14 protein-coding genes are annotated in these 19,979 nt (G+C 63.0%); 1 reads left to right on the top strand and 13 read right to left on the bottom strand.

Annotated features, from left to right (window positions below):
* Nucleotides 1–31: 31 nt before the first annotated feature.
* The 10 genes from CXP40_RS14915 to CXP40_RS14870 form a co-directional block, all read right to left on the bottom strand.
* Complete coding sequence (locus CXP40_RS14915; RefSeq protein WP_106734394.1) at nt 32–571, bottom strand: YaeQ family protein; 540 nt, start codon at nt 569–571, stop codon at nt 32–34.
* 44 nt (nt 572–615) lie between these two features.
* Nucleotides 616–1,794 (bottom strand): GGDEF domain-containing protein, encoded by a 1,179-nt coding sequence (locus tag CXP40_RS14910; protein ID WP_106734393.1) that lies wholly within the window; start codon nt 1,792–1,794, stop codon nt 616–618.
* 87 nt (nt 1,795–1,881) lie between these two features.
* On the bottom strand, nt 1,882–4,593 hold the full coding sequence (locus CXP40_RS14905) for a DEAD/DEAH box helicase (protein ID WP_256579457.1): 2,712 nt from the start codon (nt 4,591–4,593) through the stop codon (nt 1,882–1,884).
* A complete protein-coding gene (locus CXP40_RS14900; RefSeq protein WP_106734391.1) occupies nt 4,593–5,282 on the bottom strand; it encodes a phospholipase D-like domain-containing protein in 690 nt (229 codons plus the stop codon). The genes CXP40_RS14905 and CXP40_RS14900 overlap by 1 nt, the downstream gene beginning before the upstream one ends.
* A gap of 13 nt (nt 5,283–5,295) precedes the next feature.
* Nucleotides 5,296–5,847 carry a rhomboid family intramembrane serine protease gene (locus CXP40_RS14895; protein WP_106734390.1) on the bottom strand — a complete coding sequence of 184 codons (552 nt, stop codon included), beginning with the start codon at nt 5,845–5,847 and terminating at the stop codon, nt 5,296–5,298.
* The gene (locus tag CXP40_RS14890) at nt 5,844–11,084 is read right to left on the bottom strand and encodes a DNA repair ATPase (protein WP_106734389.1); all 5,241 of its coding nucleotides are present in this window, start codon (nt 11,082–11,084) and stop codon (nt 5,844–5,846) included. The genes CXP40_RS14895 and CXP40_RS14890 overlap by 4 nt, the downstream gene beginning before the upstream one ends.
* A gap of 200 nt (nt 11,085–11,284) precedes the next feature.
* Nucleotides 11,285–13,330 carry a flotillin family protein gene (locus tag CXP40_RS14885; protein ID WP_106734388.1) on the bottom strand — a complete coding sequence of 682 codons (2,046 nt, stop codon included), beginning with the start codon at nt 13,328–13,330 and terminating at the stop codon, nt 11,285–11,287.
* Nucleotides 13,331–13,414: 84 nt separating this feature from the next.
* Nucleotides 13,415–14,056 carry an OB-fold-containig protein gene (locus CXP40_RS14880; RefSeq protein ID WP_106734387.1) on the bottom strand — a complete coding sequence of 214 codons (642 nt, stop codon included), beginning with the start codon at nt 14,054–14,056 and terminating at the stop codon, nt 13,415–13,417.
* 68 nt (nt 14,057–14,124) lie between these two features.
* The gene (locus CXP40_RS14875) at nt 14,125–14,820 is read right to left on the bottom strand and encodes a PspA/IM30 family protein (protein ID WP_106734386.1); all 696 of its coding nucleotides are present in this window, start codon (nt 14,818–14,820) and stop codon (nt 14,125–14,127) included.
* Between the two features lie 14 nt (nt 14,821–14,834).
* A complete protein-coding gene (locus CXP40_RS14870) occupies nt 14,835–15,455 on the bottom strand; it encodes a YjfI family protein (RefSeq protein ID WP_092377070.1) in 621 nt (206 codons plus the stop codon).
* A gap of 286 nt (nt 15,456–15,741) precedes the next feature.
* Here CXP40_RS14870 and CXP40_RS14865 point away from each other — a divergent pair, with 286 nt between their 5' ends.
* Nucleotides 15,742–15,993 carry a hypothetical protein gene (locus CXP40_RS14865; protein ID WP_099525788.1) on the top strand — a complete coding sequence of 84 codons (252 nt, stop codon included), beginning with the start codon at nt 15,742–15,744 and terminating at the stop codon, nt 15,991–15,993.
* A gap of 58 nt (nt 15,994–16,051) precedes the next feature.
* On the opposite strand, the gene thrC is transcribed toward CXP40_RS14865, so the two are convergent.
* The 3 genes from thrC to dsbC form a co-directional block, all read right to left on the bottom strand.
* A complete protein-coding gene (gene thrC / locus CXP40_RS14860; protein WP_106734385.1) occupies nt 16,052–17,461 on the bottom strand; it encodes a threonine synthase in 1,410 nt (469 codons plus the stop codon).
* A gap of 57 nt (nt 17,462–17,518) precedes the next feature.
* Entirely contained in the window at nt 17,519–18,823 is a 1,305-nt protein-coding gene (locus CXP40_RS14855) for a homoserine dehydrogenase (RefSeq protein WP_106734384.1), read from the bottom strand.
* A gap of 102 nt (nt 18,824–18,925) precedes the next feature.
* Complete coding sequence (gene dsbC, locus CXP40_RS14850) at nt 18,926–19,654, bottom strand: bifunctional protein-disulfide isomerase/oxidoreductase DsbC (RefSeq protein WP_106734383.1); 729 nt, start codon at nt 19,652–19,654, stop codon at nt 18,926–18,928.
* Nucleotides 19,655–19,979 lie beyond the last annotated feature (325 nt).

Genomic DNA, 19,979 nt, shown 5'->3' with positions numbered 1-19,979 from the left:
AGAGGGAACTGAACCGTACCGGGTTACGGCTTCAACGCTCGCCAACGAGCCACTCAATGGGGATCTCATGCTGACCACGCTCGTCGGTGACGAACAGTTCGCCATCGCTGATCATCACGCTCCAGGTCAGTGAGCGCGGCAGGTCCAGGGCCAGGTCGGCCAGCGCTTCCTGGGCGAGGGCGACTACATTGATGTTCTTCAGGCTGCGCACCGGATCGAGGCACTTGGTCTGCCAGACGCGCAGGTTGCCGTAGGCCACCAGGCTGAACTTCTCGGTGCGCCGCGAGCACCAGGTGATGCGCTCGCTGTCCGGCTGGCCCACTTCGATCCAGTGCAGCACGCGATCGTCCAGGCTCTTCTCCCACAGCGCCGGCTCGTCGACATCCGACAGGCCGCGGCCGAACGCCAGTTGCTCGTGATAGAACAGCGCGTAGGCGATCAGCCGCGCGGCCAGGCGCTCTTCTGTTTCCGAGGGGTGACGGGCAACGGTGAAACGCAGGTTCTCGTAGACGCTGCGATCCATGTCGGTGAGGTTCAGGTCGATCTTGTAGGTGGTCGATGGCAGGGCCATGGCGGGCTTCTTGGCTGGTCGGAAAGGCGGCAAGTCTACCGCGATTAGCGCACCTCTGCGCCGCCCGCTGAAGCGCCAGCGTCACACTGATAGATCTCGACCCGGTTACGCCCGTCGCGTTTGGCCTGGTAAAGCGCCTTGTCAGCCAGGGTCAGCAGGTACTGCAGGTCATGGGTTCCCCATTCCAGCGCCACCAGGCCGATACTCACGCTCTGCTCACGCCCCTTGGGCGCCAGCGCGGAGAAGCCGACACGAATACGCTCGGCCAGCGCCAGGGCATCGCTACCACTGCCGTCGATCAGGCAGGCGAACTCTTCGCCACCGATGCGCCCGAACACGTCGCTACGGCGCAGGTTCTGCGCAACACCGCAGGCAAAGGCCTTGAGCACCCGGTCGCCTTCCTGGTGGCCGAGCTCATCGTTGATCGCCTTGAAATGATCCAGGTCGAAGGAAAGCAGCGCCACAGGACGGCGCTGACGCCGACACAGGCTGAGCAGGCGCTCGCCCGCTTCGAAGAAGGCTCGCCGATTACCGACACCGGTCAACTCGTCGGAATAGGCAGCCTGGCGGAATTGCTTTTCAGCGCGCTCCTTGACCATCGACAGCACCATGAAGGCGACACCGACGGCATACAGCATGCTTTCGATCAGTACGAACGTGAACAGCGGGTTCGATTGAACATCACCGTGGGTCGTCGTGCTGGGGCCGAGGAAGAGGCGAGACAGCAGAAATAGCAAGTGCAGGCAGATCAGCACCGCCATGGGCACTACCGAGACCTCGAGTCCGCCCCGTGCACGCCAAAGTTCGACCAAGGCGGCCAGCAGGTATAGGCTGGCAATCAGGGTATGCACGGCGACCCGCGCCGGCAGGCTGGTGTAGAAGGTCGGCCACAGACACAACAGCGCCCAGCACGCAGCCCCCGCACAGACCCAGGGATAGGATGGCGGGCGACCGCAGAACACGCGCATCACCGACCAGTTCATGGCGATGCACAGCAGCAGCACGATATTGCCCAGCACAATTGGCACCCAATCGAAGCCTCCACCGCGCAAGGCATTGAGCACCAGCCCCAGCGCGGCCAACAGCATCATCGCGCCAGTCCATAACAGGGCCCGCTGCTGGCGCCCCTGCAACCAGCTGAAGATCAACAACAACCCGCACAAGCCGATTACCGCCGTACTGGCGACTAACAGGGTGGGCAGGTGCAACTGCAACATCGACATCGAAGAGCTTCCAGGGCTTTTCAGTAAGCCTTCCTGACTTACCAGACATGGCCTGTACGATAGCTGAAAGCGACCCCGGGAACACGGTCAAAGCCTTGCCAATACGGCCTCCAACACCTGCTGCGGCGCCTCATGCCAGAGGCCACAGCTCAACGGCAGGGTTTCCAGGCCGGCGCGCGTCAATACCAGATAGCGCTCCAGTTCGAGGAAGCCCTCGCCCTCCCCCGGAAAACCGATCAGGTCGATGGCCAGGCATTTGTCGCCACGGCGGCAGAACAGATCCAGCACCTGGCCAGCCAGCGGATAGTGGTTCCAGACGCTGACGCCCTGGGCCTGCAGCGCTTCGCACAGGGTCTGCCGTGCCGCGTCGGTGGCACCGGGTTGCCAGAGCGCGCCGGGCTTCTCGAGGTATTCCAGATAACGGCGCAGCAGGTGCGTGGCTGGCAACTGGTGCTCGTCGCCACTGAACAGCAACACCTGGCGCTCGCGGGCGCGGGTGATGGCGACGTTGAACAGGTCGGCACGATTCAGGTAGGCCGCAGCCTGGCTCGATTCCCTATCGATGGCGAAGCTGAGGATCATCAGATCGCGCTCCTCGCCCTGAAAGCCATAAGGCGTATCCACCAGCAGGCGAAACTCGCGCAGCTGCTCCAGCGGCAGGGTTTCGCCGATACGCGCGCGGATGCGCTCGACCTGATCGCGAAACGGCGACAGCACGCCGATGCTGGGCTTGAGCGGGCTGCCGCGATACTCGGCCAGATGCGCCGCGATCAGCTCCAGCACCCGTTCCACTTCCGCCTCGTTGGCACCGTTGCGCCCACGCCGGCCCTCGATGCGCAGCAATTGCAGGCTGTCACAGGCATCGAAGCCAGGGCGCTCCTTCATCACCCGCAGGCGCTGGTCGTAGAACCGCTCGTTGCTGAAGCGGATCAGCGCCGGGCGGCTGCGAAAGTGTTCGTCGAGAAAGACCACGGCGTCCTGACTGGCCAGTTGCAGACCGACCAGATCCAGCACGCTGTTGTCACGGTAGCTCCAGGCCTCGCGCTCCTCGGCCTGCAGACCGGCGCGTTGCAGCAGCTGCGTCTCGCGCACGCGGGAGAGGAAGGAGATATGCCGTAACTGACGCGCATCGCCAGTCACCACCGCGCGCTTGCAGCGCTGGAAGGCCGGCAGCGCCGAGGCGATGTCGCACTGGGTCGCTTCGTCCATCACCATCACGTCGAACAGTTCCGGGCGCAGCGGCAGCAGCCGATGCAGCTCGTCCAATGTCACCACCCAGATCGGGAAGGCAGCGAGCAGGCGCGCCGGGTCGATATCCTCGAACAGGGCCAGCTGACGCTGCGAATTGCGCGCGCGGATGGCCTGGTTGTAGCGCACGAACAACCCACGGTCAGCCACCAGCAGACGCTTGAGTGCCAGACTGCGATGGCTGTTGAGGTGCTCGCGGCTGAGCGCCTGCCGACGGCGCTGACAATCGCGCAACTCATCCAGCAACACCCAGGGCCAGACGCTGTTATCGATGCGCTTGCGTACCCAGGGCACCTGCAGCCAGCGCTGCCAGAACGCCAGACTGCCGCGCTCGGCGCGCAGCAGCAGGCGACTCCAGCGCACGGCCTGCTCGCAGCGCTTGCGAAAATCAGCCGACAGGCGCACCTCGGCCTGGGTCAGCACCTCCAGCTCGCTACGTTGACGCGCCTCCAGTTGCTCGGAAACCTCGGAAATCTCGCCCTGCAGCATGCGCTGCAGTCGCTCACGCAGGGCTTGGCGCAGGCTCTGGCCATCGCCTTCGAGCACGCCGTCACGCAGGCCGAAATCCTCGCGCAGCTTGTGCGCGATCACTCGCACCGCCTGCGCACTACGGCTGACCAGCAGCACCGTCTCGCCCTGCAGGTAGCGATCCAGCGCCAGGGCCGCCAGGCTGTAGCTCTTGCCGGTGCCGGGTGGACCGGAAATCTGGCTCAGTGGATAACGCGCGGCATTATCCAGCGCCCGGCATTGCGCCGTGCTGAGCTGCGCCGGCAGGCGCTGCGGCGTGCTGATCGAGCCGGTCGTCTGCACGGCTGGCGTTTCACCGAGCAATTGCAACAAGGCCGGCGACAGCTGCTCGGCCTCCTGCAGCAGCTGCAACTCATGGGCAATACCGCGACTGCCACTGCCGCGCGGCACCAGGGCGACGAAGGCACCGGACTGCAGCGACAGGCTGCGACGACGCTGCGCCTTGGCCAAGGTATCGGCCTCGGCCAACAGCGGGAAGCCTGCGGCTTCGCTCACCTCGCCCACCCGCGTATTGCGCTCTACCCAGGCCAGCAGTCGCCCCAGCAAGGCACCGTCCAGCATGCCGCTCGGCAGCGGCAGATCATCGAGACTAGCACTGCCGCTCTCATCGAACAGACGGCGCAGCAGCCGCCAGTTGCCATGGGCGCGCTGCACGTCGATGGCGAACATCTGGCTCTGCCCGTCGGCCGTCGTCTGCAGGCTGGCCTCGTAATAGAACAGCGGACCGCAAATCGTCTGCGCGGCGCCGGTTTCCAGTTGCAGCCGGCCACAGATCGGCAACACGCCGTAGACCAGTTGCAGCTCGCGTTGATACAGCGCCTGCGCCTCGGCCAGGCTGCGGCCCAGCTCGGCCGCCAATGGCAGCAGCGGCAAGCCTCCGCTGGCCAGCTCCTCGCGCCCATCGAGCCAGGCCCAGCGATTGGCGGGCAGCTTGCTCAGGTTGTCCAGATCCAGGTCGCGGCTATCGGCCAGGTAGCAGCTGCGATAGAAGCCGAGCAGTTGGCGGGCGTGAGGGTGATCCATCAGTTGCCTGCGTAGCGCGCCCAGAGTGCTTCGAACTCACGGCCATAGGCCGCGACCAGCTGCGGATGATCGATCACCAGCAGGTTTTCCTCGTTGCTGGTGGTGGCGCTGCGCGTCCAGTTGAAGCTGCCGTTGAGCAGCAGGCGCCCGTCGAACAGGGCGAACTTGTGATGCATGTGGAAGGGCCCAGCATCGATGCGCAGCGGCACGCCCTTGTCGCGGAGCCACTGGATATCGCTGCCCTCGTCGAACTGCTTTTCGTTGTCGGTGATCACCCGCACGGCAATGCCGCGTTGATGGCAGGCAAGCACCTCCTCGCTGAGCTGATCGTCGGAGATGGTGTAGACGCAGATATCCACGCTGCTGCGTGCCTGGCGGCACAGCTCGCGAATCTTGCGCCGGCAGCTCTCCCCCGGGCTGAAGTGAGCGCTGGCATGCTCCACGCGGGGCGCGCTACCGACGCTGTCGAGGGTCTTGATCACCTGCTCCAGCCACTTCAGCACCGGTTCGATGTTGGCCGGCTCGCGCATCAACTCGCGAGCCAGGGCGAAGGCGCGGTTGCGCATGAAGCGCACCTGATCACTACTCAGCTCGCTGCCCAGCTGGCGCAGCTCGTCGCGCTCCTCATTGCTCAGGCGCAGGTCGGCCAAACTCTCACGCAGTTGCTGATCGAGGCGATTGAAATCCATTAAAAGTCCCTTTTTATCGTTGAATGCGGCGACGAGTCAGCGCGGCGTACAACACACCGCAGAAAGCCCCCGCCAGGTGGTATTCGAAGGAAACGCCGGCACGCGGCAGCAGGCCGAAGAACCAGCCGCCGTAGAGGAAGAACACCAGCACCGCCAGCAACAGGTCGAGCAGGCTGCGCTCGAACCAGGCCCGAGCCAGCAACAGCCCCCAGAAGCCGAACAGCCAGCCGCTGGCACCGACGTGCAGGCCGGTGCGGCCGAACAGCCAGACCAGCATGCCGCTGCCGATGATGATGAAGGCACTGGCGAAGAAGAAATCGCGGCGCGAGCGCAGCAGCACCAGGCTACCGAGCACCAGCAGGCCGCTGAGGTTGCTGAGCAGATGCGCCCAACTGCCATGCAGCCAGGGCGCAAGGAAAATGCCGGGCAGCGCCTCGATATGCCGGGGCACCAGACCCCATAGGTTCAAGGCGCCGCCGAGGGCGCCATTGACCAGTTGCACCAGCAACATCGCGCCGCTGATCACGATCAGCGGGCGCAACTCGACAAGCCTGCCTCGCCTCACGGCGCCTCGTCGTCCGCGGCGTCGCTGCGCTGCTCATGCCCGAGCAGCGTGCCGAGATCACGTAGTTGCGTGGAGATTTCCAGCATGCGGTTGTGGGTGCGCAAATCGATGTCGATCTTCTTGTCCATCGCCCTGATCAGCGGCAGGAAGCTGTTTTCCAGGCTATCGGCCAGGCTTTCGAGCAATTTTTGCGTGCCCGGCTGTGGCGGCGCAACCACCTCCACCTGCGGGCGCAGCTTGCCGAGATTGTCCAGGCCAGCCAGCAGCTGCTCCCAGGGAATGCCCGGCGCCTCGCTGGCCGGCTTGCCGGTAGCGCCCAGGCCGCGCACGCTCTCGACCAGGTCATTGAGCTGCGCCACCACGCGCCCGCCAACATCCGTATCGCTGCCGCCCATGGCCTTGTTGCGCATGAAGTCGCGCTTGATCTGCGCCCAGCGCTCGGCCTGCTCGGGCGTCATGTTGCCGCGCAATTCGGCGAGCTTGAGCAGGTTCTCCTCGGCGCCAGTGGTGAGCAGCTGCGACTCACCCTGGTAGTGGTCGGCGATCAGTTGCAGCAGCTCGGCATCGTTCATCACCGAGCTGATCTTCTCCGCCATCTTGTTCATGTTGCGGTAACTGCCCTGCAGCTTGAACGGCGGCTCGGTGCGGTAGCTGTCGGCCTGCGCGGCGCTGGCGATGTACTGCTGGTTGACCCGACCGACCACGTCACGCACCTGCATCAGGCGCTGCAGGGTGGCGGTGATCTCGTTGATCTCGGCGGCGCTGTAGGTATGGCTCAGCTCGTTGGCGGAGAACGGCTTGCCCTCGGCCTTGGCGACGAAACGGTAGACGTCCGCCATGTCGCGGGTGGCCAGCGGCGCCAGCACCGGGTTGGAGGTCAGGCTGTTCTCGATGTAGCTCAGCGCGAAAGCCTCCTGCATGCCGCCCAGGGTGTCGCCGAGGTTGTAGATGTCGGCGCGGTTGGCGAGCATGTCGGGAATCTTGAACACGTCGCCGGACTCGGTGTACGGGTTGCCGCTCATCACCACGCAGAACTTCTTGCCGCGCATGTCGTAGGTCTTGGTCTTGCCCTTCCACACGCCTTCGATACGCCGCGTGCCGTCGCACAGCGAGATGAACTTCTGCAGGAATTCGGGATGGGTGTGCTGGATGTCGTCGACATAGAGCATCACGTTGTTGCCCATTTCCAGCGCCAGGTTGAGCTTTTCCAGCTCCTGACGCGAGGTGGCGTCCGGGGCCTGCGCCGGGTCCACCGAGCGCACCTCGTGACCGAGGGCCGGACCGTTGATCTTCATGAAGATCAGGCCGAGACGGTGCGCCACGTACTCCATCAATGTGGTCTTGCCGTAGCCGGGCGGCGAAATCAGCATCAGCAGGCCCATCAGGTCGGTGCGCTTGTTCTCGCCGGCGGTGCCCATCTGCTTGGCCAGGTTGTCGCCGATGAAGCCCAGGTACACGTCGTTGATCAGCTTGTTGCGCACGAAGGACGACAGCGGCCGTGGCTTGAATTCGCTCAGACGCAGTGCATCGCGCTCGCGGTTGATGACCTCCTGGCGCAGCGCCTGGTAGCGCGAAAGCTGCGGCACGAAATGATCCAGATGCTGGCGCAGACGGGCGAAGTAGTCGTCGATGGCCAGCAGCAGCGTACCGTCCTGCACGCGCGGGTGATCGCCGAGCAGGCCGCTGACGGAGAAACGCAGATCGACCTCGGTGAAACGCCGCGGGAATTCTTCATCCAGCAGGCTGACGGCGATTGCCTCGGGCACGTAGTCGGCCAGTTCATTCATGGCGGCGTCCTGCGCGCACAGGCCGTCGAACCAGGTCTGCGCCAGCGACCAGCGCTGCACCGGACGGCCACGCAGGTTGTCCAGCGCAGCGCGGTAGTCGTCCCAGACATGGCTAGCCTGCATGCGTTGCTGCAGGGTATCGAGCAGTTGCCGGGCGTATTTGCTGAAGCTGAACTCGACCGGCTTGGCTGCCAGTTCCTCCACCAGATAAACCGCTGCCGCCTGGCGCTGCGCTGCGTCCACCGGCAGCGGGTGCTGGCCCAAAAAGCGCTGCATGGCTGCATCGATCTCTTCGCGCAGGCGTTGCACGCCATCCTCGCTGCCGAACAACTGGCGCAGGTGCAGGCTGCTGCGCGCCCGCTCCGGCCACAGCTCGGCCTCGATGTCCTGCCCCCAACGGTTCCAGAACAGCGCGGCGAAACCCCGCGCGGCCGGCGCGTAGCGCAGCAGTACGGCGCTTTCGCGCAGCGGCAGCAACTGGATCAGGATCAGCGCCGCATCGTGGTCGTGGATGCCCTTCTCGTAAGCATCCTTGTAGCGCGGCGCAGCGAAGTCGCGGATCAGCCGGGTCAGGTCATCGGGTTGCGCCAGATGGGTCTTGAGCAGATCCAGGCTCAGTCCTTCACGCCCGCCCAGAGCCGCGTCCAGCACCAGCCCCGCCAGGTATTCAGCGCGGTAAAGCGCGGACGACTCGGACTCCAGCGAGACCTGCCAGTAATCGCGCAGGCTTTCCAGCGTCTCGTCGCGCAGCGGTTCGAGGAAATCGGTACCGGTCAGGTGGAGATACAGTGCATCGCCGCGCGGCATCAGGGTCAGGTCGAGTTCCTGAGTGTTGACGCTGAAACGGTGACGCGGGCCGAGCTTGATGACGTTGCCGCCCTCTTCGAACAGCTCGCTCTTGTCGCGCAGGGCACGTACCGCCTGATCGCGTGCGGCCTTCAGACGCGCTTCGACATCGTCAGCCTTGACGCTGTCCTTGAGCTCACGCAGGCGCTCGGCCATTTCGCGCAGCTTGAGGATCAGCGGGTCGGCGGCAAAGAAGGCGTTGAGCTCTTCCATCTGGGTCAGGCGTGCGGTGCGCCGGACGAGGCTGTCGAGGATGCGCTGGGCGGCATCGAGCACGCCCTGGGCGCGGCGCTGACGCTCGTCGAGCAGGCTCTGCTTGTGTGCCTCGAAGGTTTCCAGCAGCTCTTCGCGCTTGCCGAGAATGTCGCTGAGGAACTGTTCCTGATCGCCGAACTGGCTTTCCAGCTCTTCCAGCTGCACCAGCAGGCGCGACAGCTGCTCGTCGCACTTCTCCGGATCCTGCGCCAGTGCCAGGGCGTTGGTGATGCCCTGGCCGAACAGTTTGAACTGGGCGCCGAACTGCGCCACGGTCTCGGCCGAACCCAGGCCCTTGCGCCGTTGCTCGGCGCGCGCCTTGGCCTGGTTGAGCCGGGCGTAGACCTCGGAAATCGACTCGACGATACGCGTGCGCTGGGTGGCATCGTCGATCTTCAGCGAGGCCATCAGGCTCGACAGCATGTCGAGGTTGCCGGCCATCTCCTGCATCTCGACCAGCGGCTCGTTGAGCTGGGTGACGGTCTCGGCCTTCTGCGCCAGAGTGTCCAGCTCGCCGAGGCGCTGCACATAGGGTTGCAGCGCCGCATCGCTGGCGAGGAAAGCCGAGGTGGCAGTGGCCACGCGTTCCTGCGCTTCGAGCAGCTCGGTCTCCATGGCATCGATGCGCGCCACGTCGATATAGCGGTAGTCGCGGATGGTCAGCAGTTGGCCGCGCTGCGCAGTGATGGCGTTGAGCGCCTCGACGAAGTGCTGCACCTCGTCCCAGCTGTCGACCAGCAGACCCGAGAGCAGGCTCTTCTGCCGCGACTCGGCCTCGGCCATGGCCCGGCTGGACTGCTGCCGAATGCTCTCGACCTTCTCGAACTCGTCGAGCACCAGCTCGGAAGTGGCGGCCACTTCGCGCAGCAGCGGCGCCAGCTCGGCGCACTGGGCGTCGCCCAGCCAGTGATAGATGTCGAACAAACGACGAGTGTTCTGGCACAGCTGGGTGTAACGCGCCACCGACACTTCGCGGCTGTCGATCTCGCGACTGAGGTTGAGCAGATCGGACACACCACGCACCAGTTCAGCATTGCCGATGCGCCCGAAGAAACCGCTGCGCGCCGGCTGGCGAGCGGCGTAGTCCTCGCTCTCGAACGGCGTCTGCCAGATCTGCATCGGATGGATGCGGGTCGGCTCGCTGCCCTCGGCGGAGAAGATCACCATGCGCCCGTCTTCCAGGCGCGCATAGCCGTGGCCGAAGATCGGGTTGTGCAACTGGCGATTGATCATGTTGTAGGTGAACAGCGCCGCGCGGCCTTCTTCCGGGTGGTAGAAGATGTACTGCACGTCTTCGCCGTTGGGCGAGCGCACCGAGCGCTTGAAGCGCATGCCGACCATCGACTGCTCGAAGGTCTTGTGCTCGCCGTTCTGCAGGTAATAGCCACCGGGGAAGATGATGCCGTGGTCTTCCGGCAGCTGCACGCAGGCCAGGCCGATGGCGTCGATGCGCTCGACCTGATTGGTCAGGCTGTTGAATACCAGGTAGCGCCACTGCTCCTCGCGGTACGGCAGGATCTTCAAAAGGATCAGGCTGCCCAGGCGCGCGTATTCGATCTGCGCGTCATCCAGCGACTGGGTCTTGTCGACCACGGCTTCGCGGTAGATACCCTGGCCGTCCTGGGTATTGTTCTCGACCTTGATGGTCAGATCGCCGCCGACGGTCTCGACGAATACACTGTCGAGGATGTTCACGTGCGGATGGCGGCCCATGACCACCATCTCGCGGGTGGTCTTCTGCCACTCGAAGTCGAACGGCGCCGGCAACGCGATATCGCGCTCACCGCGGTTGTCGATGTAGCGGACGTCCTTGCCGTCGGTGGAGATCGACCAGCGGAACACGCGGATGTCGGTGATTCGCTCACCGATCTGGAAACTCGCCAGCAGCTTGCCGTCACGGATGGCCAGCTGCAGCAGACGGGTGTTCTTGTAGTAGGTGTACAGCTCGTTGAAATCGGCGACGAAACTGGCCTGAGCCAGGAAGCTGCCCTCCAGCGGCACTGACTCGGCATCGAAGCCGTCAGGGGTTTCCACCAGGCGGTAGAGGGAGAACACGTCGGCGACGCTGGTTTCCTTCTTCAGCCCCAGGAACACGTTGTAGCCGAACAGCAGGCATTCACCGACCTGGACGATATCGCGGGCGATGCAGTTGTTCTCGGTGCGGATACGCACCCGACCGATAGCCTCCATGGCGCTGCTGCCGAACTCGGCCAGACGCTGACCATTGAGCGTCTCGGTCAAACTGCGCAGGCGCTGACCCTGCTCCTGCAGGCGCCGCTGCAGCACCTCGTAGGCGCCGCCTTCGGCGACAGCCTTGTCCAATACGTCCTGTGTTTGTGCGTCCGACATCGTGTTCTTCCTGGATATTCGGCATCGAGCACCCTCGCCCGATCAGCAGGGCAAGGGTCTGGAAAATGCGTGGGAGGTTCGCGGCTAAAGCCCCTCCCACAAGGCTCGGCATGCTGTGGCCGGTAGGGTGGACAACGCTCTTTTTGTCCGCCGCTCGTGTCGCCAGTGGTGGGCTGAAGCCCACCCTACAGGCAACGCGCTCAGGCCTGATCAGGCCCTGCGCTTGGCGCGGCCACCGGCGCTGCGGGCGCCGCCTTGCCGGCCAGCAAGCGCGACAGCACGTCCTGCACCACCGGGCTCTTGCCCACCACACCTTCGATGGCCTTGCCCACCGACAACGACTTGGCGAACGAATTAAAGAAGTCGCCTTCGCCGCCGACGATCTCGATCTTCGCCTTGGCCAGCGCGGTAGCCAGCACCTCGGCCTGATCCTTGGCGATGTCCTTGTTCGCAGCGATGGCGGCCATGGCCTCCTCGAAGCTCTTCTCCAGCTGCATGCGGAACTCTTCGTGCTGGCGGGCGTTGTCGCTGAGCGAATCCAGAGCGCCGAACTTCCTGCCCAGACCTTCCGCTTCGGCGTTCAGACGCTCCAGCAGTACCTGCGCTTCGGCCATACCCAGATCCTGGGTCGCCTTGGCCTTGGCGGTGCCAAGTTGCTCTTCGCCGCGCGCCTGGGCGCCGAGTTTCTCTTCCAGCACCTTGGCGTCGGCCAGGCCGTCTTTTTCCTTGGCAGCTGCCTGCGCTTCGGTAACACGCGCTTGCGCCAGCCCCTTCTCCTGCTCGCCCTTGGCTTCGGCGATCAGGCGCTCGGCCTGCACGCGAGCCTCGGCCAGACCTTCCTTCTCCTTGGCGGCAGCGGTGACTTCACGCACACGCGCATCGGCCAGGCCAGGTGCGGCGCGTTCGGCTTCGATACCTTCGGCCAGTTTCTTCTTGGCTTCGGCGCTCTTGGCGGCTGCTTCCAGTTCGGCCTGGGCCAGGTTGTTGATTTCCACCGCCTTGTGCTTGGAACGGGTTTCGTCGGCTTCGGCCTGCTTGACCTGGCGCACCAGCTCCTGCTCGGCTTCGGCCTGGGCGTTGAGCACAGTGACCTGCTTCAAACGCTCGGCCTCGGACACTTCACGCACTTCCTTGATGCGCTCCTCTTCCTGCGCCACGGTCTTCTCGACCGCAACACGCTCGCGCACCACGGCGGCGATGTTCTTGCGCTCTTCTTCCAGCGCCTTTTCCTTCTCGATGCGCTGCAGCTCGACCTCGCGCTCGCGGGAGACCACTTCCAGATCCTTGGCGCGGGTAACCTTTTCCACCTCGATGACCACGGCACGCTGGCGGTTCTGCTGCGCCACTTCCACTTCGCGCTGGTGATTCTCGGCGCGGATGTCCAGTTCCTGCTGGGTCTGGATGCGGGCCTGCTCGGCCTTCAGGCGCTCTTCCTCGCGCACCTTGAGGGTTTCTGCTTCCTCACGGGCACGGATGGTCTCGATCTCGCGCTTCTGGCGCGCTTCGGCATCGGCCTGCTGACGCTCCAGCGACAGGGTCGCTTCGCGGGTTTCGACGTTCTTCTTCTTGATCGCCAGCTCTTCGTTGCGCTCCAGTTCGTTGGTGATGACGTTTTGCGCAGCGGTCAGCTCAGTGATCTTGCGGATACCTTCGGCATCGAGAATGTTGCTCGGGTCCAGCGAGTGCTTGGCCGTCTGCTCCAGGTAATCGATGGCCACGTCTTCGAGCACGTAACCGTTCAGATCGTTGCCAATCACTTCGACGATGCGATCACGGAAGTCCTGGCGATTCTCGAACAACTGGACGAAATCGAACTGCTTGCCGACGGTCTTCAGGGCTTCGGAGAACTTGGCGTTGAACAGTTCGTTGACCGCCGCACGGTCGGAAGCACGCTCCACGCCGATGGCCTTGGCCACCTTGAGCACGTCTTCCTGGGTTTCGTTGACGCGCAGGTAGAAGGCTACGGTGATGTCGGCGCGCATGTTGTCGCGGCAGATCAGGCCATCCTTCGCGCGGCGATCGACTTCCAGGGTAATCAGGGAGATCTTCATGAACTCCTTGAGGTGGATCACCGGGTAAACCAAGGAGCCGGTGAAGTGCACCTTGGGCGTCGAGCTCATGTCGTTGACGATCAGCGCGGTGCCCTGCGGAACCTTGATGTAGAAGGCCTTGAACAAGGCGATCAGGGCAATGATGAAGAGGACGACCAGCCCTGCCCCGACGATAAAGGGAATGACGTTTTCCATTACAGCTCTACTCCTTTGCTAGTTGTGCAGGCAGGTTAGGCAACGCCCCACTCTGCCAGCCCTCTGTTACGTACGAATGGTCGGCTAGATGCCGCGAAACTCTTCTTCGGTGATGATGCGATAGGCGTGTTCGGCCGCCAGGTACTCGAGCAGCACGACGCGGTCGCCGCGTTTGAAACCCAGTGCCTCGTCGGCACGTACCCGCAGGATCAAACCAGCGCCGCCATCTTCCAGCACCGCCTCACCATGAGTGGCAGTAACACGGCCGCTGCGCACCACGGCCACCTGGCCCAATACCGATTTGCTGCTGACCGCCTCGATTTTGTGAAACAGCGGCCGCAGCGGCCGGCAGATTGCCGCGCACAGGGGGGCAGCCAGCACCAGGGCGCCAGCGATGATCACCAGCCCTAGCGGATAACGCAGGATGCCCAACGGCAGGTGCCGCAGCAGCCATAGCTCGATGAAGTAGCAGGCGAACCAGGCAAAGAAGAACAGCAGCGTCAGCACCAGAGTGACTGGCACACCGTCGAGCTTGAGCTTGTAGAGCAGGCCGGCGAGGCCTTCGGTTTGGCCGCTGCCTTCCATCATCGAGTCGGCCTCGACGTCGAGCAAATCGACCTCGAGCAGACCGGCGGCGACGACCAACCAGTAGATGACCGCCACGCACAGCAGGAAGCTGTAGATAGCGGTGGGGAATGACAGAGCTGTCTGCAGGAAGAGTTCCATGGCTTTCCTTTTCCCGAATCCATACGACAGGTGCGATGGTTCGCACCTGCCGGTTCATGCGCCTCTGATCAGGCCTTGGACTTGTCCTTCAGCCTGGCCAGCACGCTGTCGGCGCTGGCGTTGTCGGCCTTGATGCCGGCAGCACGCAGTTTGGCTTCCAGCGAATCGTCCGGCGCGCTGGTGGCAGCCAGTTCAGCCGAAGCCTCCATCTTCGCCGCACGCTCGGCCTGCTTCTGCTTGATGCGCTCGAGCGACTCGACCGCCGTCTGCAGCTTGGCTTGCGAGCCACCGTAGCGCTGAGCCACAGCCATTTGCGCCTTCTGCACGCTTTCCGTGGCCTTGACCGTATCCACCTGCTGCTTGAGGCGCTTGATGTTGCCTTCAGCCTGGGTCACGGCCTTGCGCAACTGGGCTACGCTGGCGGCGAAGCCTTCAGCCTGCTCACGCTCACTGGCCTGTTCGATTTCCAGGTTGGCGATCTTCTCGGCGACTTCCTTGGCCAGGGTTTCGTTGCCCGCGTCCAGCGCCTTCAGCGCGTACTGTTCGTACTCGGCAATGCTCGCCGCGCTCTTGTTCACCTTGTCGCTGGCCAACTTCTGCTTGGCCATGATCTCGGCCAGCGCTTCCTTGGACTTACGCAGCTCGACATCAGCGTCACGGATTTCCTGATCGAGGATGCGCAGGGCCTGACTATCGACCACCGCCTCACCCACTTCATTGGCGCCGCCACGCAGCGCCGTCAGCATTTTGCTCCAGACATTCATCGTCTTCTCTCCTCTCAGGCGCCGGACTTGAGGAAGCCTTCATAGGCTTCGGTGGCCTTGATCACGTTGTCCGCCAGCAACTCGATTTCGAACACCACATCGGACAAGGTCGAGGACGAGCTCAACGCGCCGAACATGGTGTAGCAATCGCGCCCGTCGACCATTTTCTCCAGGCCGATGGACGACAGCGGGAACAGCTTGTGGGTACGCAGTACTTCTTCGTTGAAGGTCGCCGCATCCTTGACGTCCGCCGCCGGCCAAAGCAGTGCCTCGACGATGATCTGCTCACCGAATACAGCGATGAACAACGGCAGGTCGCCGTACTCACGCATGGTGATGTGCAGGCTGGCATCGGCACCTTGAATCAGTTCGATACTGGCCTGAGCGCTTTGGAACAGTTCCGTTGCCGCCAGCGCTTCATGCAGCGCCTGGGCGGTCCAAACTTGAGGCATGCTCATACCCTCCTCCTTCTCCATCGAAGCCAGCAGTGACTGTGGCTGGCGCAGTTTGCGCTCGAACGCGACCAACAACGGTGCATGTTCGGGCAAGATCCAGACTTCCTTCTTGACCAACCCCTGCTCACGCAGACGCTGACGATAAAGACGCTGGTAATGGGCTGATGATTTGTTGTCCATGAAACGCAGACTAGACCCTTACATGTGAACATGTAAAGAACTCACATGTGATAAATGTGATGCCGTTCGTCAGACGAGCGCGCAGCCGTCATCCTCGGCGCAAGGCAACCGAAAAGCGGACTGGAATGGGAAGAAGAGAGGCAGGCACCTGGGCTCATCCATGATTCGGCTAAAACGCATCCATTCGCGAAGTGTCGAATTAAACCTCAGGTACCTTCGTTGCGCACGCAAAAAAGCGCTAACCGGGTCTCAGTTATGACCGCCAACCCGAGAGACAGACAGTGCCATGAATGAACTCCCACCCGCAGTACGCCAGCTCGTGCATGCAGGCCAACGTCAGGCCGCCATCGACCTGCTGAGCGAATACCTGGCCAACGATCAGCAGGAAGCCGAACGCCGCATCGATCAATACCTGGAAGACGATCCACCCGTGCATCTGCGCGGCGCAGGCGTCGTGCGAGCCAGTCGCCTGAACGCACTGATCTGGCTGATCCTGATCATTCTGATGGCGCTGCTGGCACTGATTTTCGCCCTCTGAGCCAGCCACAAACGAAACCGGCGCCACAAGGGCGCCGGTTTCATCGAAGCAGAACACCTCAGAGCGGTTTGCCGCGATTACCGTGAGCCGCAACGAACTGCTGCACGGTCTTCAGGTCATTGGCCAGCACCGTGCAGCGCTCCTCGCGCTGGAACAAATCGGTCAGGTGCGCCGGCAATGCAGGGACCGCATCGATGCCGGCCTTTTCCACTGCCTCAGGGAATTTGACCGGATGCGCGGTACCCAGCACCACCATCGGCGTCGCCAGGCTGCGACGGCACTCACGCGCGGCGCGCACACCGATGGCGGTATGCGGATCGAGCAGCTCGCCGCATTCCTTGTACACCTCGGTGATGGTTTCGCAGGTCTGCTCGTCATCCACCGCCAGCGAATCGAACAGCTTGCGCGCTTCGGTCCAGCGATCTTCGTCGACACTGAAACCGCCGCCCTGCTTGAAGCTGTCCATCAGGCTGGCGATGGCGGCACCATTACGGCCGTGCAGGTCGAACAGCAGGCGCTCGAAGTTGGACGAGACCATGATGTCCATCGACGGCGACAGGGTGGGGTGCAGGGTTTCCTTGACGTACTGATTGCCGCTCATGAAGCGGTGCAGGATGTCGTTGCGGTTGGTGGCGACGATCAACTGGCTGACCGGCAGGCCCATGTTGCGCGCCAGGTAGCCAGCAAAGATGTCGCCGAAGTTACCGGTCGGCACCGAGAAGGCGATGGAGCGCGCCGGCGCGCCGAGCTGCAGCGCCGCATGGAAGTAGTAAACGATCTGGGCCATGATCCGCGCCCAGTTGATCGAGTTGACCGCTACCAGGCGCGTGCCCTTGAGGAAGCCCTGATCAGCGAAGCTGGCCTTGACCATCTCCTGGCAGTCGTCGAAGTTGCCTTCGATGGCAATATTGTGGATGTTCTCACCGAGAATGGTGGTCATCTGCCGGCGCTGCACCTCGGACACACGGTTGTGCGGGTGCATGATGAAGATGTCGACGTTATCGCAGGCCTTGCAGCCTTCGATGGCCGCCGAGCCGGTGTCACCGGAGGTGGCACCCATGATCACCACGCGCTCGCCGCGCTTGGCCAATACGTGATCGAGCAGACGGCCGAGCAGTTGCAGGGCGAAATCCTTGAACGCCAGGGTTGGGCCGTGGAACAACTCGAGCACCCACTCGTTACCGTTGAGCTGACGCAGCGGCGCAACGGCGTTGTGCTCGAATACACCGTAGGTTTCTTCGAGGATCTTCTTGAAATCGACATCGGCGATGGAGCCCGCAACGAACGGGCGCATCACCCGGAAGGCCAGCTCGTGGTACGGCAGACCAGCCCAGGAAGCGATTTCCTCGACGGTGAAACGCGGCAGATTCTCCGGCACGTAGAGGCCGCCATCACTGGCCAGGCCAGCCAGCAGCACGTCTTCGAAATTCAGGGCCGGCGCCTGGCCGCGGGTACTGATATAGCGCATGGGATAAACCTTCGTTCGGCTGCACCCGCAGGCCTGCGCCTGCGGGTGGACACGGGATTAGTTGAGCTGTTCGACGCGCAGACGCATGACCGGCGAGGTCACGCCATCCAGCGCTTCCATGGCGGCGATAGCCTCGATGATACGCGCCTCGACCACACGATGGGTCACGAGGATCATCGGCACCAGGCCGTCCTGCTCCTCGACTTCCTTCTGCATGATCGACTCGATGTTGATACCGCGCTCCGACAGGATGCTCGCCACCTGAGCCAGCACGCCCGGATGATCCTTGGCCTGGATGCGCAGGTAATAAGCGCTTTCGCACTCGGCGATGGGCAGAATCGGGTGATCGGACAGCGAGTCCGGCTGGAACGCCAGGTGCGGCACGCGATTAGTCGGGTCGGTGGTCAACGCACGCACCACGTCCACCAGATCGGCCACCACTGCCGAAGCAGTCGGCTCCATGCCGGCACCAGCGCCGTAATACAGCGTGCTGCCAACCGCATCGCCATTGACCATCACCGCGTTCATCACGCCATTGACGTTGGCGATCAGACGGTCGGCCGGGATCAGCGTCGGATGCACGCGCAGCTCGATACCTGCCTCGGTACGACGAGCGACGCCCAGGTGCTTGATGCGATAACCCAGCGCCTCGGCATAATTCACGTCGGCGGTAGTCAGCTTGGTGATGCCTTCGGTGTAAGCCTTGTCGAATTGCAGCGGAATACCGAAGGCGATGGAGGCCAGGATGGTCAGCTTGTGCGCGGCATCGATACCTTCGACGTCGAAGGTCGGATCCGCTTCGGCATAACCCAGCGCCTGCGCTTCCTTGAGTACATCCTCGAAGGCACGACCCTTCTCACGCATCTCGGTGAGGATGAAGTTGCCGGTACCGTTGATGATGCCAGCCAACCAGTTGATGCGGTTGGCCGACAGGCCTTCGCGGATCGCCTTGATCACCGGGATACCGCCAGCCACGGCAGCTTCGAACGCGACGATAACGCCCTTCTCGCGTGCCTTGGCGAAGATCTCGTTACCGTGTACGGCGATCAGCGCCTTGTTGGCGGTGACCACGTGCTTGCCATTCTCGATGACCTTGAGCACCAGCTCCTTGGCCAGGGTGTAGCCACCGATCAGCTCGATGACGATATCGATCTCAGGGTTGTTGACCAGCTCGAACACATCGCTGGTCATGGTAATGCCGGTGGTGTCGTACTGAGGCTTGGGCGAGCGAATGGCGATCTGGGCAATCTCGATGCCGCGACCGGCGCGCCGAGTAATCTCCTCGGCATTGCGCTTGAGTACATTCAACGTACCGCCACCGACGGTGCCCAACCCACAGATGCCTACTTTGACCGGCTTCACACTCAATTCCCCATCAGCACTGCACGAAACGGCCGGAGCATGCCCCGGCCGCAGATAAAGAGCCGCACCTTACGAAGCGGCTGTTTGTTAGTCAATCCGCACTCAGTCGTTTGACTCCAAAGCTATTTTGGCCAACTGCGGCGCCGGCTGGTAACCCGGAATCATCTTGCCGTTGGCCAGGACGATGGCCGGCGTGCCGTTAACCCCAATCATCTGACCAAGCTGATATTGCTTGGCCACTGGGTTATCGCAAGTAGCGTCAGCAACGCTCTGGCGAGTCTTGGCGCGATTCATCGCATCCTGCTGATCCTTGGCGCACCAGACGCTGACCAACTCCTTGGCCGCCGGGCTGTTCAGCCCCTGGCGCGGGAAGGCGACATAACGCACTTCGACGCCCAGACGGTTGAGCTCCGGCACTTCGCTGTGCAGCTTCTGGCAGTAACCGCAGTCGGTATCGGTGAAGACGGTGATATGGGTCTTCGGCGCCTTGGGCGCAAACACCACCATCTCCTTGGCCGGAATGGCGTTGATCTGCTGTGCCACCGCACGGCTTTCTTCGATCTCGGTCAGGTTCACGGCCTGGCCGTCCTTGACCTGGAACAGATAGCCCTGGATCAGGAACTGACCATCGGCACTGGTGTAGAGCTGACGCCCTCCCTCCAGTTGAACCTGATAGATACCGGTCATCGGGCTCTCGGCGATGGCCTCGATAGGCAGGTTGGCGTCGAGCGACTTGAGCGACTGGCGAATGGCCTGATCGGGGTCGGCAGCCAGAGCGACGCTACTGCCCAGCGCGAGCGCCAGAGCAAGGGAAATACGGGTCAGGGACATGAACACTCCTGTCGAAAGACGGACCGGTGAAAATCGCCACAGCCTACCACAGATGGCGCCCCAGGCAGCTGATCAGGTGCACACAGCGCACCGACCTGCCTGCGAAACACTCAATATCCGCGACGAGCGCCAGAGCAAACATCGACCCGCGCCGCGCTTATGCCAATGAGCGCAAGGGGGTATAGCTAAATCTTCCATGCATTTATCTTGCGCGCCAATGTTTTGCGAAATATAGTTCGCTCCATGGAAACGGTTAGCGCACAAAAGATTAGCAAACCAACCCATCCCTAACTTACCGACAAGGATCAATGCCATGACTATCGAA

It is taken from the genome of Pseudomonas sp. YY-1 (genome assembly GCF_002843095.1).
In the GTDB taxonomy this organism is placed as follows: Bacteria; Pseudomonadota; Gammaproteobacteria; order Pseudomonadales; family Pseudomonadaceae; genus Aquipseudomonas; species Aquipseudomonas sediminis_A.
This window is presented reverse-complemented; position numbering and strand designations above follow the sequence as displayed.

Excerpts from the sequence above, each read along its gene's own strand:
- CXP40_RS14915 (WP_106734394.1), bottom strand. The coding sequence starts at position 571 with ATGGCCCTGCCATCGACCACCTACAAGATCGACCTGAACCTCACCGAC.
- CXP40_RS14910 (WP_106734393.1), bottom strand. The coding sequence starts at position 1,794 with ATGTCGATGTTGCAGTTGCACCTGCCCACCCTGTTAGTCGCCAGTACG.
- CXP40_RS14905 (WP_256579457.1), bottom strand. The coding sequence starts at position 4,593 with ATGGATCACCCTCACGCCCGCCAACTGCTCGGCTTCTATCGCAGCTGC.
- CXP40_RS14900 (WP_106734391.1), bottom strand. The coding sequence starts at position 5,282 with ATGGATTTCAATCGCCTCGATCAGCAACTGCGTGAGAGTTTGGCCGAC.
- CXP40_RS14890 (WP_106734389.1), bottom strand. The coding sequence starts at position 11,084 with ATGTCGGACGCACAAACACAGGACGTATTGGACAAGGCTGTCGCCGAA.
- CXP40_RS14885 (WP_106734388.1), bottom strand. The coding sequence starts at position 13,330 with ATGGAAAACGTCATTCCCTTTATCGTCGGGGCAGGGCTGGTCGTCCTC.
- CXP40_RS14880 (WP_106734387.1), bottom strand. The coding sequence starts at position 14,056 with ATGGAACTCTTCCTGCAGACAGCTCTGTCATTCCCCACCGCTATCTAC.
- CXP40_RS14875 (WP_106734386.1), bottom strand. The coding sequence starts at position 14,820 with ATGAATGTCTGGAGCAAAATGCTGACGGCGCTGCGTGGCGGCGCCAAT.
- CXP40_RS14870 (WP_092377070.1), bottom strand. The coding sequence starts at position 15,455 with ATGGACAACAAATCATCAGCCCATTACCAGCGTCTTTATCGTCAGCGT.
- CXP40_RS14865 (WP_099525788.1), top strand. The coding sequence starts at position 15,742 with ATGAATGAACTCCCACCCGCAGTACGCCAGCTCGTGCATGCAGGCCAA.
- thrC (WP_106734385.1), bottom strand. The coding sequence starts at position 17,461 with ATGCGCTATATCAGTACCCGCGGCCAGGCGCCGGCCCTGAATTTCGAA.
- dsbC (WP_106734383.1), bottom strand. The coding sequence starts at position 19,654 with ATGTCCCTGACCCGTATTTCCCTTGCTCTGGCGCTCGCGCTGGGCAGT.